This window comes from Intrasporangium oryzae NRRL B-24470 (assembly GCF_000576595.1).
In the GTDB taxonomy this organism is placed as follows: Bacteria; Actinomycetota; Actinomycetes; order Actinomycetales; family Dermatophilaceae; genus Intrasporangium_C; species Intrasporangium_C oryzae.
Window position 1 is genome coordinate 1 of the sequence record NZ_AWSA01000027.1, and the last position, 15404, is coordinate 15404.

Consider the following 15404-nt stretch of genomic DNA (forward strand, 5'->3'; position numbering starts at 1 on the left):
GGTAGGGGGCGGGGCCGGCGTCCCGGGGCGCTGGCACGAAGGCCGTCCTGGGGTCGGCGGTCTGGCCTCCGTTGGCGCCCGCCGCGCCGAAGGCGGTGGCCGCTCCGGGCCCGGGCATCATCGCGGTGCCGGCGCCGGCGCGAAGGACGGAGGTCGGGTCGGCCACGGGAAGTGCCTGGGTGGCAGGGGCGGGCGCCGGATCGGAACGCCGCAGCGCCGCCCCCATCGCATCCGCGTCGGGGTAGCGGTCGCCGACCGCCTTGGCCGTGGCGCGGATGACGACCTCGTCGAGGCTCGGGGGCACGCCTGCGACCCGGGAGCCGGGGGCCGGGACGGGCTCGGTGAGGTGGCGCATCGCGATCGCGACCGGGGCGTCACCCTCGAAGGGCACGGAGCCCGTGAGCATCTGGAAGAGGAGGATGCCGAGCGAGTAGAGGTCGGATGCCGGGCTCGCCGCCTGACCGCGCGCCTGCTCGGGCGCGACGTACGCCGCCGTGCCCATGACCGTGCCGGTGTCGGTCAGGGAGGCCTGGCCGAGCGCCTGGGCGATGCCGAAGTCGGTGACCTTCACGGTGCCGTCGGGCCGGACGATGACGTTGCCGGGCTTGATGTCGCGGTGGACGACGCCGGCCCGGTGGGCCACGGCGAGCGCGTCGCAGACCTGCCCGGCGACGTGCGCGGCCTCGGCGGGGCTGAGCCGGCCGCGTGCCCGGATGAGCCGCGCGAGGTCGGAGCCGGTGACGTACTCCATGACGATGAAGTGGGTGGAGCCGTCGACGCCGTAGTCGTAGACCTGGGCGATGTTGGGGTGGGACAGCCCGGCGGCCGTGAGGGCCTCGCGGCGGAAGCGCTCGACGAAGTCGGGCGAGCCGGCGAAACCGGGTGCGAGAACCTTCACCGCCACCTGCCGGCCGAGGCGCTCGTCGAGGGCGAGGTGGACCTCGCCCATGCCGCCGACGGCGAGACGCTGCTGCAGCGTGTAGCGCTGGGCGAGGCGGGCTGCGGGGGACGAGTCGACGGGCATGGTGCAAGAGCCTAAGGGAGGCGACTGGGCGTGGGCCACACGACGGGGCCGTCAGTGCCCGCCCGTTCGGGAGGAAGGGCGCGGCTCAGCGGGGCAGGCCGCTGGCGCGCCAGCCGCCGGTCGTGCGCGAGGGACCGAGGAGGCGCCACGAGGGGTCGGACCACGCCGACGGGTGCGTGTCGTGCTCCTCCGGCGCGCCGCCGACAGCCGAGAGGACGGCGACGAGCGCCGCGACCTCCTCTGCGGTCGGCGACCCCGTGACGACCCGGATCGCGGGCGGCGCGGGGTCGGCCGCCGTGGACTGGTCGGCGCTCACAGCGGGATGTTCCCGTGCTTCTTGGGCGGGAGGGTCTCGCGCTTGTTCTTCAGCGCGCGCAGGGCCCGCGTCACGTTCATCCGGGTGTTGGACGGGCTGATCACCGTGTCGATGTAGCCGCGCTCGGCCGCGATGTAGGGGTTGGCGAGGGTCTCCTCGTAGTGCGCGATGAGCTCCCTGCGCTGCGCTTCCACGTCGCCGCCCGACTCGGCGGTCTGCTTGAGCTCCTTGCGGTAGAGGATGTTGACCGCGCCCTGCGCCCCCATCACCGCGATCTGCCCGGTCGGCCAGGACAGGTTGATGTCGGCCCCGAGGTGCTTGGAGCCCATGACGTCGTAGGCGCCGCCGTAGGCCTTGCGGGTGATGACGGTGATCTTGGGGACCGTCGCCTCGGCGTAGGCGTAGATGAGCTTGGCGCCGCGGCGGATGATGCCGTCCCACTCCTGCGACGTGCCGGGGAGGAAGCCGGGCACGTCGACGAAGGTGAGGACCGGCACGTTGAAGCAGTCGCACGTGCGCACGAAGCGGGCGGCCTTCTCCGAGGCGTCGATGTCGAGGCAGCCGGCGAACTGCATCGGCTGGTTGGCGACCACACCCACGGACATGCCGTCGATGCGGGCGAAGCCGGTGATGATGTTGGGAGCGAAGAGCGGCTGGACCTCGAGGAACTCCCCGTCGTCGACGACGTGCTCGACGATCTGGTGCATGTCGTACGGGACGTTGGGGGAGTCGGGGATGCACGTGTCGAGCCACAGGTCGTCGTCGCTCACCGTGAGATCGGCCGAGCCCTCGTCGTAGGCGGGCGGGGTCTCCATGTTGTTGCTCGGCAGGTAGGAGAGCAGGGCCTTGACGTAGTCGATGGCGTCCTGCTCGTCGCTGCCCATGTAGTGCGCGACGCCGGACTTCGTGTTGTGGGTCTGGGCGCCGCCGAGCTCCTCGAACCCGACGTCCTCGCCGGTGACCGTCTTGATGACGTCGGGGCCGGTGATGAACATGTGCGAGGTCTGGTCGACCATGACGGTGAAGTCGGTGATGGCGGGGGAGTAGACCGCACCCCCGGCGCAGGGGCCCATGATGAGCGAGATCTGGGGGATGACGCCCGACGCGCGCACGTTGCGGTAGAAGATCTCGCCGTAGAGGCCGAGGGAGACGACGCCCTCCTGGATGCGGGCGCCGCCGGAGTCGTTGAGGCCGATGACGGGGCAGCCGATCTTCATGGCGAAGTCCATGACCTTGACGATCTTCTCGCCGAAGACCTCGCCGAGCGACCCGCCGAAGACCGTGAAGTCCTGGGCGAAGACGGCGACCTGGCGGCCGTCGATCGTGCCGTAGCCGGTGACGACGCCGTCGCCGTAGGGACGGTTCTTCTCCTGGCCGAACTGGGTGCTCCGGTGGCGGGCGTACTTGTCCATCTCGATGAAGCTGCCCTCGTCGAGGAGCATCTCGATCCGCTCGCGGGCCGTCTTCTTGCCGCGTGCGTGCTGCTTCTCGACGGCCCGGTCCGAGCCGGCGTTGGCGACCTCGGCGACACGCCGCTTCAGGTCGGCGAGCTTGCCCGCGGTCGTGCTCAGCTCGGGGGCGCCGCCCGCCGCCTCCGCGGTCGGCGCAGTGGTCTGCTCGAGTGCCTGATCGGATGCCATGCGCCGCACTCTAGCCTTGTCCGCGTGCGTATCCCCCTCGACGTGAAGACCGTCCGTGAGGGGTTGGTCACTCCCGGCCGGCCCTGGCGCGACGTGGAGTTCCATGCCGTTCTCGGCTCTACCAACGACCGCGCCCGGGAGATCGTCACGACGTTCCCGCGCGGGACGTATGCCGCCGGGCCCGGCCCCGTCGTAGGCCCCCTCTGGCGGGTCGTCCTCACCGACCACCAGACCGGCGGGCGGGGGCGGCTCGGTCGCGTCTGGTCCGTGCCCGACCGCGCGTCCGTCGCCGTCTCGGCCGTCGTGCCCGTCGCGCGGCTCGAGGACGCCGGGTGGCTGCCGCTCCTCGCGGGGCTGGCCCTCTCGCGGGCGATCCGGACGGTCACCGCCGGGGCGGGGCACCCCGTCGAGCCGCACCTCAAGTGGCCCAACGACGTCCTCCTCGCCGACGACGCCGACCGCAAGGTGAGCGGCATCCTCTGTGAGCTCGTGACCGTGCCCGGGGCTCCGGGTGGCCACGCGGTCATCGTCGGCACCGGCGTCAACATCGACCAGACCCGGGAGGAGCTGCCCGTCGACACGGCGACCTCGCTCGCCCTCGCGGGCGCCTCGGTCCGCCGCGAGGACCTCGTCGTCGCCTACCTGCGCGAGCTCGAACCGCTCGTCCTGGCGCTCGCCGAGGCCGGCGAGACGGGCGGCCCGGCGGGCGCGGAGGACGGGAGGGCGGCATACCGCCTGGCCTGCTCGACGATCGGTGCCGACGTTCGGGTCCACCTCCCTTCGGAGGACGTGGAGGGGGTGGCGACCGGCGTCGACGACGCCGGCGCCCTCCTCGTGGAGACCCCGACGGGGGTGCGAGCGTTCGCCGCGGGAGACGTCGTCCACGTGCGGCGCCGCCGGTCGCGGGTGGAATGATCGGAGCATGACCGAGGACGGCAACGTGGCGGCGGGTACCGGGGCGCCGGCCGACGCGGCCGCCGCGCCGGCCGCCGGTGTGTCCGATGCACCTGGTGCACCTGGGGCGCCTGGGGCGCCGTCGATCGGCGTGGGCGGGGGACACGACTTCACCGAGCAGCTCCTCGGCCGGCCCCTCGCCCTGCGGCGCCGCGACGTCAGCCGCGGCGCGGAGGTCTCGCTCCTCTCGGCCCGCAAGTTCTGGCACGCCCTCGGCTTCCCCGTCGTCAACACCGACGACGAGCTGTTCACCGAGGCGGACCAGCGGGCCCTGCAGTCGGTCGCCGAGCTCGTGCGCGAGGGCCTGCTCGACGAGACGACGGCCCTGTCGCTCACCCGGGCCTTCGCGCGGTCGGCCGACCGCCTCGCCGGATGGCAGTCCCAGCTCATCGCCGAGGCCGTCGAGTCGGAGATGTCCGCGGCGCTCGCAGCCGGTGGGGAGCAGCCGGGCGAGGGCGACGAGGCCGAGACGCGCTCGGTGCCCACCCTCGAGACCGCGACGGAGACCGCGCGGCGCCTCACCCTCCTCGCCGACCGGCTCGAGCCCCTCCTCGTCTACGCGTGGCGGCGCCACCTGTCGGCGACCGTCTCGCGGATGATGGCCGACGCCGACCCAGAGTCGTACGGCCTGACGAAGATGCGCTCGGTCGGCTTCGCCGACCTCGTCAGCTTCACCTCGCTCGTCCGCAAGATGTCCGAGCGCGACCTCGCGCGGCTCGTCTCCCGGTTCGAGGCCCTGTCGGCCGACGTCATCACCGCCCATGGCGGGCGACTCATCAAGACCGTCGGCGACGAGGTCCTCTTCACCACCGTCGGGGCGGCGCCAGCGGCCGCGATCGCCCTCGACCTCGTCGAGACCATGAGCGACGACGACCTGCTGCCCGACGTCCGCGTCGGGATGGCCCGGGGGCCGATCATCTCCCGCCTCGGCGACGTCTTCGGGACGACGGTCAACCGCGCGTCGCGGCTCACCGCCGTCGCCCAGGCCGGCTCGGTCCTCGTCGACGCGACGCTCGCCCGCGAGCTCGCCACGCTCTCCGGCTTCGTCCTCACCGGCCAGCGCCGCCGCATCCTGCGCGGCGTCGGCCCGGTCTCGCCGTCCCTGCTCCGCCGCGCCCCGGCCACCGGCCGCCGCGCGACCTGACCCCGCAACCAGGAGAGCCCGTATGCCGTCCAGCCCGTCCCTCGTCCGCGTCGAGCGACTCACCGACCCGGGTCTCGAGCACGTCGCCGAGCTCGTCCTCGACCGTCCGGAGGCGCTCAACGCCGTCTCCACCGACATGGCCAGGGCGATCGCCGCTGCGACCGCGCAGGTTGCCGCCGACGACTCGGTGCGGTGCGTCGTGCTGACGTCGAGCCACCCGAAGGCCTTCTGCGTGGGTGCCGACCTCAAGGAGCGCAACGCCTTCACCGACGCCGACCTGATGGAGCAGCGCCCGGTCGCGCGAGCGGCATATGGCGGCGTCCTCGCGCTCCCGATGCCGGCGATCGCGGCCGTCGACGGGTTCGCCCTCGGGGGCGGCTTCGAGCTCGCCCTCTCGTGCGACGTCATCGTCGCCGGTGAGGAGGCCCTCGTCGGGCTCCCCGAGGTCGGGGTCGGGGTCATCCCGGGCGGCGGCGGCACCCAGCTGCTCGTCCGGCGGGTCGGCTGGTCGCGGGCCGCACGCGCCATCTTCACCGCGGCCAGGATGCCCGCCCGTGAGGCCCACGAGCTCGGTGCCGTCGACGAGGTCGTCCCGGCCGGGACCGCCCGCGACCGGGCGCTCGCGCTCGCGCGGACCATCGCGGCCAACTCACCCGTCGGGCTGCGCAGCGCCAAGCGCGCCATGCGCCTCGGCGCCGACGTCGACCTCGCCGCCGGTCTCGAGATCGAGGACGCGTGCTGGCGGGCCACGGCGTTCTCGGGCGACCGCCGGGAGGGGGTCGCGGCCTTCGCCGAGAAGCGCACCCCGGTCTGGCCGGGCCGCTGAGGCGGCTCGCCCTGGCGGTCGAGGTGCGCGCCTGCAGGATGTCGGTAGGCTGCGGACCGCCGGGGCCCGACAACCCAGTGCCCGATCCGGGCACGAGCAGGACACCAGCAGGACTCGAGCGGGACCCGAGCAGAGCGCGACATCAGAGCGTGACGACGATGCGAAGGACGGTGACATGACCCGAGTGCTCCTGGCCGAGGACGACCCCGCCATCTCGGAGCCCCTGGCCCGTGCCCTCCGTCGTGAGGGCTACGAGGTCGACGTGCGCGAGGACGGCGCCGCCGCCCTTGAGGGCGCCAAGGAGAACCCCGACCTCGTCCTGCTCGACCTCGGCCTGCCCCGGATCGATGGGCTCGAGGTCTGCCGCCGCATCCGTGCCGAGGGCCGCACGATCCCCGTCCTCATCCTCACCGCGCGGGCCGACGAGGTCGACACGGTCGTCGGGCTGGACGCGGGCGCCGACGACTATGTCACCAAGCCCTTCCGTCTCGCCGAGCTCCTCGCCCGCGTCCGGGCCCTGCTGCGGCGCACCCCGAACGAGGTGGTCGTCACGGGAGAGCTCGTCCGGATCGACTCCGACGGCCGCCGCGCGTGGTTCAAGGGGATCCCGCTCCAGCTGACGGCCAAGGAGTTCGACGTGCTCCGCGTCCTCGTGCGCGAGCAGGGCAAGGTCGTGACCCGCGAACAGCTCATGCGCGAGGTCTGGGACACGGCGTGGTTCGGCTCGACGAAGACCCTCGACATGCACATCTCGGTGCTGCGCCGAAAGCTCGGCGACGACGCCACCTCCCCGCAGTACATCGCGACCGTCCGCGGGCTCGGCTTCCGGTTCGAGCGACCCCAGGCCGAGTGACCGTGCGGGCGCTGCTCGACCGCTTGGCCGTCATCGGCGCCGCCGTGACGGCCAGCCTCCTCGTGCTCGTCACGACGGGGGTGGTGTGGTGGTTCGTCACCGAGCGCCCCGCGGTCCTGCGCGACTGGATCGAGAACGACCCCCTTGTCGGCGTGGCCCGCTTCGGCGTCGTCCTGCTCGCCGCGGGGGCGATCTGCGCCGTGGCGGGCACGCTCGCCACCGTGCGCCTCCGCCGGCGGGTCGAGCGCTCCTCCGCCGAGCTCGTCAACCTCGCCACCCGGTTCGCCGCTGGGCAGGCCCGCCTCGCCCCGGTGCGGTCCGGCATCGCCGAGCTCGACACCGTCTCCGACGTCATGACCCGGCGTGCGCACGACATGACGCGCTCCCTCGCGGCCGAGCGGGACTTCGCCGCCGATGCGTCGCACCAGCTGCGCACACCGCTCACCGCGCTCCTCATGCGACTCGAGGAGATCTCCGACACCGACGACGCCGAGGTCGTCAAGGAGGAGGCGACGATCGCGATCGCCCAGGTCGAACGGCTCACCCGCGTCGTCGACGACCTCCTCGGGCGCACCCGGAGCACGGCCGGTCCACCGCCTGTCGTCTCGCTCGACTCGGTCATCGCGGCCCTCCAGCGCGAGTGGCAGCCGGCGTTCGAGCAGGCGCGCCGCTCGGTCCGGGTCCGGGGCGAGCGGGGCCTGTTCGTCCGGTCCACGCCCGTCGCCCTTTCGCAGGTGCTCTCGACCCTCCTCGAGAACTCCCTCGTCCACGGCCGCGGCACCGTCGACGTCCACGCCCGCAGGTCGGGCCCGTCGGTCATCGTCGAGGTGAGCGACCAGGGCGAGGGTGTGCCCGCCTCGATGGCGCCGCACATCTTCGAGCGGTCCGTGAGCAGCGGCGCAGGGGGGAGCACCGGGCTGGGCCTCGCCCTCGCGCGCGACCTCGCCGAGGCCAACGGCGGACGTCTCGACCTCGTCCAGGCGCAGCCCGCCCGCTTCGCGCTCTTCCTGTCCGAGGCCGAGTCCGTGTGACGCACCGGGTCTCCCCAGACTCGCGGGGTAGGGTCCCCACTGTGAGGCGCCTGCGTGAGTACCTGTTCGTGCGCCACCGCCACAACTGGGTGCTGCTCCTGCGTTTCGGGCTGGTGGGCGTCTCCGGCGTGTTCGTCAACATGCTGACGCTCATCGTCGTCAAGAGGCTCGGGCCGCCCTTCGACCAGGCGATCGTCGGCGTGCCCGGCACCGAGTTCAACGTCCGGTGGTACCACGTCTACTCGACCATCGCCTTTCTTGTCGCCAACCTCTGGAACTTCCAGCTCAACCGGTCGTGGACCTTCCGCAGCGACCACCACGCCCCGTGGTGGCGGGAGTACTGGCCCTTCCTCACCGTCGGGCTGCTCGGCCAGGTCGTCGGCCTGGGCCTGCTGACCCTCCTCATGCACCCCGACTCCGCACTCGCCCTGCCGACCTCGCTGCTGGACGACTCGACCGGCCTGCGGACCCGGCTCTACTGGGCCCAGCTCATCGTCATCGCCGTCGTCACGCCGCTGTCGTTCGTGCTCAACAAGCTGTGGACCTTCGCCGCCGTGCGCACGCACCACCCCGACCTCGCCGACCCGGTCCACGCCGACGAGATGCTCGCCGAGGTGGACGACGAACCGGTGCCGGGCGCCACGGTCGGTTCCTCGTCCGATGCCCTCCCCATCGGGGGAGTCGAGCCGGGCGGCGACCGAGGCTCAGACCGGTAGGAGGAGAACGCCCGGCGCCGACTACGCTTGGGCCACGTGAGCCAGCCCAAGCGCGCCCCCGGAGGGTTCCCCGTCGTCGGTGTCGTCGGCGGCGGACAGCTCGCCCGGATGATGCAGTCCCCAGCAGTCGGCCTCGGCATCCAGCTGTCGGTCCTCGCCGAGAGCGAGCTGGCCGCGGCGGCGCTCGTCGTGCCGAGCTCGCCCGTCGGCGAGCACACTGACCTCGACACCGTCCTCGCCTTCGCCCGGCAGTGCGACGTCGTCACCTTCGACCACGAGCACGTCCCGCAGGAGGTCCTCGAGGCCCTGGAGGCGAACGGCGTGGCGATCCACCCCACCCGGTCGGCCCTGCGTTTCGCCCAGGACAAGCTCGCCATGCGTGAGCGCCTGAGCGGCCTCGACATCGCCTGCCCCCGCTGGCAGCGGGCCCGGACCGCGGCCGAGGTGACGGCCTTCGGCGACGAGGTCGGGTGGCCGATCATCGCCAAGACACCCCGGGGAGGCTACGACGGCAAGGGTGTGACCGTCGCCCGCTCCGCTGACGACCTCGCCGAGTGGCTCGCCCTCGTCGGGCAGCCGGGTGCGCTCGAGGACGGTCTCCTCCTCGAGGAGAAGGTCGCGTTCACGCGAGAGCTCGCCGTCCTCATCGCGCGCAGCCCCTCGGGGCAGGCGGCCGCGTGGCCGGTCGTCGAGACCGTCCAGACCGACGGAATCTGCACCGAGGTCCTCGCACCGGCCCCCCACCTCGACCCGACTCTCGCCTCGGTCGCGACCGCGGCGGCGCTTCGCATCGCGGGCGAGCTCGACGTGACGGGGGTCCTCGCGGTCGAGATGTTCGAGGTCCGCGCCGAGGACGGGAGCCCGGCCTACGTCGTCAACGAGCTCGCGATGCGCCCCCACAACAGCGGCCACTGGAGTATCGACGGCGCCGTGACCGGGCAGTTCGAGCAGCACCTGCGCGCGGTGCTCGACCTTCCCCTCGGCGACCCGCGCCCGCGCTCCCCCTGGACGGTCATGGCCAACGTGCTCGGCGGCGACTACGAGGAGCTCTACCCGGCCTACCGCCACATCATGGCTCGCGACCCCGGCGCCAAGGTCCACGTCTACGGCAAGGGCGTCCGCCCGGGGCGCAAGATCGGGCATGTCAACGTCAGCTCGACCGACCTCGTGGACGCGCGCGAGCGCGCACGCCACGCGGCGGACTACCTCAGAGGAGTGATCACCGAATGACCGAGGCCTCGCGCGCTGCGGATGCCACCTCCCTCGCCGCACCCGCCGGAGCACCGGTCGTCGGCATCGTCATGGGCAGCGACAGCGACTGGCCCGTCATGCAGGAGGCGGCGCGGGCCCTCGAGGAGTTCGGGATCCCCTACGAGGCGGACGTCGTCTCAGCGCACCGGATGCCCGACGAGATGATCGCCTACGGCCAGTCCGCGGGCGGCCGCGGCCTGCGCGTCGTCATCGCCGGCGCCGGGGGAGCAGCCCACCTGCCGGGGATGCTCGCCTCGGTGACGCCCCTGCCTGTCGTCGGCGTCCCCGTCCCGCTCAGGTACCTCGACGGGATGGACTCCCTGCTCTCGATCGTCCAGATGCCGGCGGGCGTCCCCGTCGCCACCGTCTCGATCGGCGGTGCCCGAAACGCCGGGCTGCTCGCCGCACGGATCGTCGGCACCGGCGGCGACGCGCTCGCCCTGGCCGTCCGCGAGCGGATGGTCGCCTTCCAGGCGGACCTCCGCGACCAGGCCCACGCCAAGGGCGCGGCCCTGCGCGAGCAGGTCGCCCGCGGCCTCACGTCCTGAGCACGCCGCGCGGGTGGTCCCGGACCTGATGGCCCTCGGGCTGCCTGGGGGCGCCTGATCGGAGCCCGTCGCGCAGCCTCTGCGGAGTGGGACCAAATCCTCTGGGTGCCCGGGGCGCCTCGCCGTACGCTCGCGGCGAGGAGACATCCGGTGGAGGTGCCACAAGGAGGACCCCGTGACCACCACGCCAGCCCGCCCGGCCGGCGACGATGACAAGGTCAGCGGCGCCGAGCCTCCCATCGCCGGAAGGGCCTTCGGTCCCAGTGACGCAGCGGCCGACGGGACCGATGTCGCGTCCTCCGGCGCCTCCACGACCGGCGCCTCCACGACGGGCGCGTCCACGTCCGGCGGGTCCACGTCCGGCGAGCGTGTCCGCGACCGGTTCCTGGACCTGCTGCGCGCGGGCAGCATCGTCGTGGTCGTCGTCGGCCACTGGCTCGTCGATGACCTGTTCTGGAGCGGCGGCGGCATCCAGCACCGCAGCGCGCTGGGTGCGGCCCCGGAGCTGTGGCCGCTGACGTGGGTGTTCCAGGTCATCCCCCTCTTCTTCTTCGTCGGAGGCTTCGCGAACAGCCGGAGCTGGCGTGGCGCGAAGGAGCGCGGCGAGGGCTACGCCGCCTTCGTCGACCGCCGGATGCACCGGCTGCTCGCGCCGACCGCGGTCCTGCTCCTCGCCGTCGTCGTCGGCAACGTCGTCCAGGCGCTCGCCGGGGCGCCCGGCCTGGGTGCGGGTGGGGCGATCCTCCTGCAGCCGGTGTGGTTCCTCGGCATCTACGTGATGGTCGTGGCGCTGACACCGGTGACGCTGCGCTGGCACGAGCGGTGGGGGTGGCGCGTCGTCGTCGCGGGACTGGCCGTCGTCGGGGCGGTCGACGTCCTCCGCCTGGCAGGCGGCCTGGGGTGGGCGGCATACGTCAACGTGCTCGTCGTCTGGGGGCTGGTCCACCAGCTCGGCTACCTGTACGCCGACGGCGCCTTCGGACGAAGACGTGCGGTGCTGCTCGCCTGCCTCGGCGTCGGGGCGCTCGTGCTGCTCACGGCGGGGCCGTACCCGGCGCGCATGGTGGGCGTCCCCGGTGACGAGCTCGTCAACATGAACCCACCGACCGCCGCCCTGACGGCGCTCGCGGTCGCCCAGGTCGCGGTGGCCGTCCTGGCCCGCGGCCCGCTGAACCGATGGCTGCGACGGCCCAGGGTGTGGACGGCTGTGGTCACGGTCAGCCTGTCGATCATGTCGGTGTACCTGTGGCACCAGCCGGTCATGGCCGTGGTCGCGCGCGTCCTGGCGCCTTCCGGCCTGCCTCACCCGGACCCGCCCGGGCTCTCCTGGTGGGCGGTCCGGCTGGTGTGGTTCGCCGCCGCGGGGCTGCTGCTCGCCGTCGTCGTCCTGCTGGTCGGGAGGTTCGAGCGCGGGACACCCCCGGCCCCGGCACCACGCACGCGTGCGGCGTCGATCGCCGCCGTCACGGCGGTCGTGCTGGCGGAGCTCGGGCTGCTCGGCGTGGCGGGCACGGATGCCGGCAACCCCTTCACGGTCTACCGCGTCCTCGGTGGTGTCGACGTGGCGCCTGCCGTGGCGATGCTGTGCGTCGGAGTGGCGATGCTGCTCCTGCGCGGTGCCCGACGTGACGCTCGGGCTGCGACTCGGTCGCTGCTGGAGGGTGCCGGGGTCTTCCTCGCCGTCGGCGCCGCGTATGCCGTGGGCCTCGGCGGGCTTCCCTCGTCGCCTCGCCTGCTCGCCCTCGTCGGGGCGCTCGCCCTCGGGCTGGTCGCTGCAGCCCTGGCGGCGGCGCGGCCCGCCCAGTCTCCCGTCGGCAGGGGCAGGCGGTGAGGAGGGGGCCCCAGCCTGCTCCGGCGGGTCCGTGGGCTTCCGGCCCGTTGTCGGTGCGCCCGGACATAATTCGAGGCATGGCCTACGACGCCGACCTTGCCAGCCGCATCCGCGCGCGCCTGAGCGGCGAGGACGACCTCGTCGAGCGGCAGATGTTCGGCGGGCTGGCGTTCCTCGTCAACGGCAACATGGCCGTGGCCGCGAGCGGCGGGGGAGGTCTCCTGGTGCGCGTCGACCCCGCTGAGGCTGACTCGTGGATCGATGGCGAGCGAGTCACCCCGATGGTGATGCGGGGGCGGGAGATGCGTGGCTGGCTGCGGGTCGTCGCCGATCTCGACGGGCCCGGGCTCGACGAGTGGGTCTCGCGGGGCGTTGCCCATGCGCGCTCGCTCCCACCCAAGGGCACGTGAGCCGGTCCTGGCACTCCGCCTTCTCGCTCGCGCGGGGTTGTGCGCGGGCGTCAGGGGCGTTCAGGAGTCCGGAGCGGTCAAGGCCTGGTCGACGCGGGCCGCCTCGTCGGACGTGAGGAGCACGACGTTGCCATCGGGGTCGTCGACCATGGCAGCGTACGGGCCTGCCGTCTGCGTGGGTGGCATCCGGCTCGGATGGCCGGCGGCGACGAGGTCGGCCCAGCGCTCGTCGACGACGGCGTTCTCGCCCACATAGAACTCGAGGAGCTGCTGGTAGCCCGCCGCCGGGCGGGTCCACGCCGGGTCGTAGGTGGCCGCGAACGACGTCGTGAGGAGGAGACTCACGCCGCTGCCCATTCGATGGATGACAACGGGTCGACCGGGCACCGGATCCGGGACGTCGAGACCGAGGTCGCGATAGAACGCGATCGAGGCCGCCAGGTCGCGGACCTCGAGGATCAGCATGCTGAGCTGGATCTCCATCAGCACACTCTCCCACCTGCGTGCCGGGTCGGCGGGACCGCACGCGCGCCTTCGGAAGGTCGGCGGCCTACGGAAGCCGGCCGTTGCTCGGGCACGGGTTGCCGGCGAGCACGTTGCGGAAGTTGTCCACGAAGGTGCCCTCGGGGAACCCCGGATCGCCCGGGTAGTACGTCGCCAGCGTCGGGCCGTACTCGGCGGCCGAGGTCCCGCCGAACGTGTTCGTCGTCCCGGGGATGAAGGTGCCCCCCTCCTGCCAGGCGCACCCGCCGCTCGGCCCTGACCGCGTCGAGTAGATCGGGTAGAACTGGGCGCCCGGTGGCGGGTTGACACACCCGGTCCCGTCCAGGGCGCACACGGACAGCGGCTCGATGGCCGGCATGTCCACCTCGAACGCCATCCGGCTGTAGTTGCGCCCGTTGGTTCGCGGGCTGGTGAACTGGAAGGAGGCCGAGTGCACCAGCCGGTCCTGCGCGGGGTCGGCCAGCGTGCCGGACCAGTCGGGCTGGTACGACGTCCCATCGAAGTCACGGTCGGTGGCGATGCAGCCACCGACGGGCGCCAGGAGGGAGTCGCCGGCGTTGAAGCAGGCCGTGTCGTCGGCGTCCTTCTTCGTCTCCCCGACGCCGGGGTTGACGCAGCTGCCCTGAACGTTGGCACGATCGCAGTACTCGAAGTGGCCGATCTCGTCGGAGAACGACACGTTGTACGTGTGCGCGGTCCACGGCACGATCGTGTGCTCGCTGGAGGTGGCGTACATCGGGTGGAATGCGTACGGCTCCTGCGTGCAGGTTGCCGCCGACGGCTGGAACAGCGGGTGGGCGAAGCCGTTGGCGACGCTGGCGGTCATCGAACCGCTCTGGCCGCTGGTCAGGTCGCTGATCGAGTTCACCAGACCGGCCGCCGAGTCGTGGACCGAGATCTGCAGGGTGTCCCCGGCGTCCATGTACAGCACCTGGGCGGGATCGGGGGTGAAGGTCGCCGCGGTGGCGCCAAGCGGGTCCGGCGGCGCCTGTGGGCGACCGCTCCGGGTGATGAACGCGAAGTCCGCCCACTCCTCACCGGCACGGTTCAGGCAGTCGGCGTTGTTGACCTGGGTGCGGGTCGCGGACAGGCCGAACACCACCATGGCGGCGCACCACCTGGTCGGGTCGCAGGACACGTTCGGCTCCGGCACCCAGCCAGGCGGGTAGAACTGCAGCTCGAGGAAGCCGGTCCCCACGTGGTTGCCCATCCAGTCCGGTGCAGTGTGGTCGCTGCTGTCCTTGATGTTGGTGTCCGAGTCCGGGGTGCACGGAACGCCCGGGTTGGGGTAGCTCTGCGTCTCGCACAGATCCATGCCGAACCAGAACGCCACGCTGCGCTGGAAGTTCCACGTCCCGCCGGTGCCGTCCTGCCTCGGCAGGGTCGGCGCCTCCCGCGGAAGCCGCAGCTGCCACGTGTTCGAGTTCCCGGACCCGGACCGGTCCGAGTAGAACAGCAGGGCCGGCTCGTCATGGCCGACGTAACCGCCTTCGTAGTCCTGTCGAGAGCTCGGATCGGGACAGGACGTCGGGTGCCGCTCGCACAGCGGATCGAGCGACCCGACCGGACTGCCTGACGACGCCTGCGGCCCGGCGACGAGAGCCGCCGCAACCACGACCAGGGCCGACACCAATGCACGGGTTCGCGTCATGTTCCCTCCAGTCGACGCCGCTTCAACCTGGGGCCGCTCGGCGCTCGACCACGATGCCACCGCATCGTCGGGTTCCAGTGTCCTCCGTCCGTCCGAGGCTGTGCGCGCTTTGGCCGACCCGCGCGACCCCCCGGCCGGCGCTGAGGGCCAGGAGGGCTGCACGGCCCGAAGAACCGGCCGCCCGCGATGGGTCAGTCCCCGAAGACGGACCAGCAGATGGAGTCTCTCCGAGCCTGGTCCTCGAGGACGAGCGTCCTGATCCGCCCGTGGAGCTGGTCGCGCTGCCAGTCACGCTCGAGCCGACCGGCCTCGACGTCGCTCGGACTCGCGGCCCGGACGGCCCTGATCGCGTATGCCGCAGCGCCGAGGTCATGCTCGGCCACGTGGCCCACGCACGCTGCCTGCCCGGCGGCGTACGCCGCGAACCGGGCCGCTCCCCGCAGCGGCCGTGCGGCACCCATCGCGTGTCCGCCGCGGGCTCGGGCCTTCATCATCGTCATCTCGCCCCGCGCCCACGCGCGGGCCGCATAGATCGCGTCCCGAGGACGGGCATCCAACGGCTGCTCCGCCTCGAACAGATGGAGAACATGGGCGGCACACTCGGCGGCCCACAGCGCCAGGAGCCGGTGGTCCGCGTCGCTGAGCAGCCCGCCACGGCGGATCGTGACCATGCGGGGGTCGCGGACGCTCGGGAGGATCATGCAC

At 72.7% G+C, this 15404-nt stretch carries 16 protein-coding genes; 10 read left to right on the forward strand and 6 right to left on the reverse strand.

Annotated elements, in window-relative coordinates:
* The 3 genes from N865_RS12995 to N865_RS13005 form a co-directional block, all read right to left on the reverse strand.
* Positions 1-1024, reverse strand: a 1024-nt coding sequence (locus tag N865_RS12995) for a protein kinase domain-containing protein (protein WP_051510538.1), incomplete at its 3' end; no start/stop codon positions are given.
* 85 nt (positions 1025-1109) lie between these two features.
* Positions 1110-1340, reverse strand: a complete 231-nt coding sequence (locus N865_RS13000; RefSeq protein ID WP_034806673.1) for an acyl-CoA carboxylase subunit epsilon — start codon at positions 1338-1340, stop codon at positions 1110-1112.
* Positions 1337-2980, reverse strand: a complete 1644-nt coding sequence (locus tag N865_RS13005) for an acyl-CoA carboxylase subunit beta (RefSeq protein ID WP_169735742.1) — start codon at positions 2978-2980, stop codon at positions 1337-1339. The genes N865_RS13000 and N865_RS13005 overlap by 4 nt, the downstream gene beginning before the upstream one ends.
* 24 nt (positions 2981-3004) lie before the next feature.
* Here N865_RS13005 and N865_RS13010 point away from each other — a divergent pair, with 24 nt between their 5' ends.
* The 10 genes from N865_RS13010 (at position 3005) to N865_RS13055 (ending at position 12544) form a co-directional block, all read left to right on the forward strand.
* Complete coding sequence (locus tag N865_RS13010; RefSeq protein WP_245603752.1) at positions 3005-3895, forward strand: biotin--[acetyl-CoA-carboxylase] ligase; 891 nt, start codon at positions 3005-3007, stop codon at positions 3893-3895.
* A gap of 7 nt (positions 3896-3902) precedes the next feature.
* Positions 3903-5078, forward strand: a complete 1176-nt coding sequence (locus N865_RS13015; RefSeq protein WP_034806674.1) for an adenylate/guanylate cyclase domain-containing protein — start codon at positions 3903-3905, stop codon at positions 5076-5078.
* A gap of 22 nt (positions 5079-5100) precedes the next feature.
* On the forward strand, positions 5101-5904 hold the full coding sequence (locus N865_RS13020; RefSeq protein WP_034806676.1) for an enoyl-CoA hydratase/isomerase family protein: 804 nt from the start codon (positions 5101-5103) through the stop codon (positions 5902-5904).
* 175 nt (positions 5905-6079) lie between these two features.
* Positions 6080-6757 carry a response regulator transcription factor gene (locus N865_RS13025; RefSeq protein WP_034806679.1) on the forward strand — a complete coding sequence of 226 codons (678 nt, stop codon included), beginning with the start codon at positions 6080-6082 and terminating at the stop codon, positions 6755-6757.
* Positions 6754-7788, forward strand: a complete 1035-nt coding sequence (locus N865_RS13030; RefSeq protein WP_407636775.1) for a sensor histidine kinase — start codon at positions 6754-6756, stop codon at positions 7786-7788. The genes N865_RS13025 and N865_RS13030 overlap by 4 nt, the downstream gene beginning before the upstream one ends.
* 41 nt (positions 7789-7829) lie before the next feature.
* A complete protein-coding gene (locus N865_RS13035; RefSeq protein ID WP_084328202.1) occupies positions 7830-8504 on the forward strand; it encodes a GtrA family protein in 675 nt (224 codons plus the stop codon).
* 36 nt (positions 8505-8540) lie between these two features.
* Positions 8541-9734, forward strand: a complete 1194-nt coding sequence (locus N865_RS13040) for a 5-(carboxyamino)imidazole ribonucleotide synthase (protein ID WP_034806682.1) — start codon at positions 8541-8543, stop codon at positions 9732-9734.
* The gene (gene purE, locus N865_RS13045) at positions 9731-10303 is read left to right on the forward strand and encodes a 5-(carboxyamino)imidazole ribonucleotide mutase (protein ID WP_034806685.1); all 573 of its coding nucleotides are present in this window, start codon (positions 9731-9733) and stop codon (positions 10301-10303) included. Before N865_RS13040 ends, purE begins: the two co-directional genes overlap by 4 nt.
* A 175-nt stretch (positions 10304-10478) precedes the next feature.
* Positions 10479-12134 (forward strand): acyltransferase family protein, encoded by a 1656-nt coding sequence (locus N865_RS13050; RefSeq protein WP_051510539.1) that lies wholly within the window; start codon positions 10479-10481, stop codon positions 12132-12134.
* Positions 12135-12211: 77 nt separating this feature from the next.
* On the forward strand, positions 12212-12544 hold the full coding sequence (locus tag N865_RS13055) for a TfoX/Sxy family protein (protein WP_034806687.1): 333 nt from the start codon (positions 12212-12214) through the stop codon (positions 12542-12544).
* Positions 12545-12604: 60 nt separating this feature from the next.
* Here N865_RS13055 and N865_RS21810 read toward each other — a convergent pair whose 3' ends face one another.
* The 3 genes from N865_RS21810 to N865_RS13070 form a co-directional block, all read right to left on the reverse strand.
* A complete protein-coding gene (locus N865_RS21810; protein WP_157557689.1) occupies positions 12605-13027 on the reverse strand; it encodes a VOC family protein in 423 nt (140 codons plus the stop codon).
* A gap of 67 nt (positions 13028-13094) precedes the next feature.
* Positions 13095-14699, reverse strand: coding sequence for a hypothetical protein (locus N865_RS13065; RefSeq protein WP_157557690.1), 1605 nt, complete (start codon positions 14697-14699; stop codon positions 13095-13097).
* Between the two features lie 191 nt (positions 14700-14890).
* On the reverse strand, positions 14891-15400 hold the full coding sequence (locus N865_RS13070) for a putative immunity protein (protein ID WP_034806693.1): 510 nt from the start codon (positions 15398-15400) through the stop codon (positions 14891-14893).
* Between the last annotated feature and the right edge of the window lie 4 nt (positions 15401-15404).

Coding starts and splice junctions, on each gene's coding strand:
- N865_RS13005 (WP_169735742.1), bottom strand. CDS start 2,980: ATGGCATCCGATCAGGCACTCGAGCAGACCACTGCGCCGACCGCGGAG.
- N865_RS13015 (WP_034806674.1), top strand. CDS start 3,903: ATGACCGAGGACGGCAACGTGGCGGCGGGTACCGGGGCGCCGGCCGAC.
- N865_RS13020 (WP_034806676.1), top strand. CDS start 5,101: ATGCCGTCCAGCCCGTCCCTCGTCCGCGTCGAGCGACTCACCGACCCG.
- N865_RS13025 (WP_034806679.1), top strand. CDS start 6,080: ATGACCCGAGTGCTCCTGGCCGAGGACGACCCCGCCATCTCGGAGCCC.
- purE (WP_034806685.1), top strand. CDS start 9,731: ATGACCGAGGCCTCGCGCGCTGCGGATGCCACCTCCCTCGCCGCACCC.
- N865_RS13055 (WP_034806687.1), top strand. CDS start 12,212: ATGGCCTACGACGCCGACCTTGCCAGCCGCATCCGCGCGCGCCTGAGC.
- N865_RS21810 (WP_157557689.1), bottom strand. CDS start 13,027: ATGGAGATCCAGCTCAGCATGCTGATCCTCGAGGTCCGCGACCTGGCG.
- N865_RS13065 (WP_157557690.1), bottom strand. CDS start 14,699: ATGACGCGAACCCGTGCATTGGTGTCGGCCCTGGTCGTGGTTGCGGCG.
- N865_RS13070 (WP_034806693.1), bottom strand. CDS start 15,400: ATGATCCTCCCGAGCGTCCGCGACCCCCGCATGGTCACGATCCGCCGT.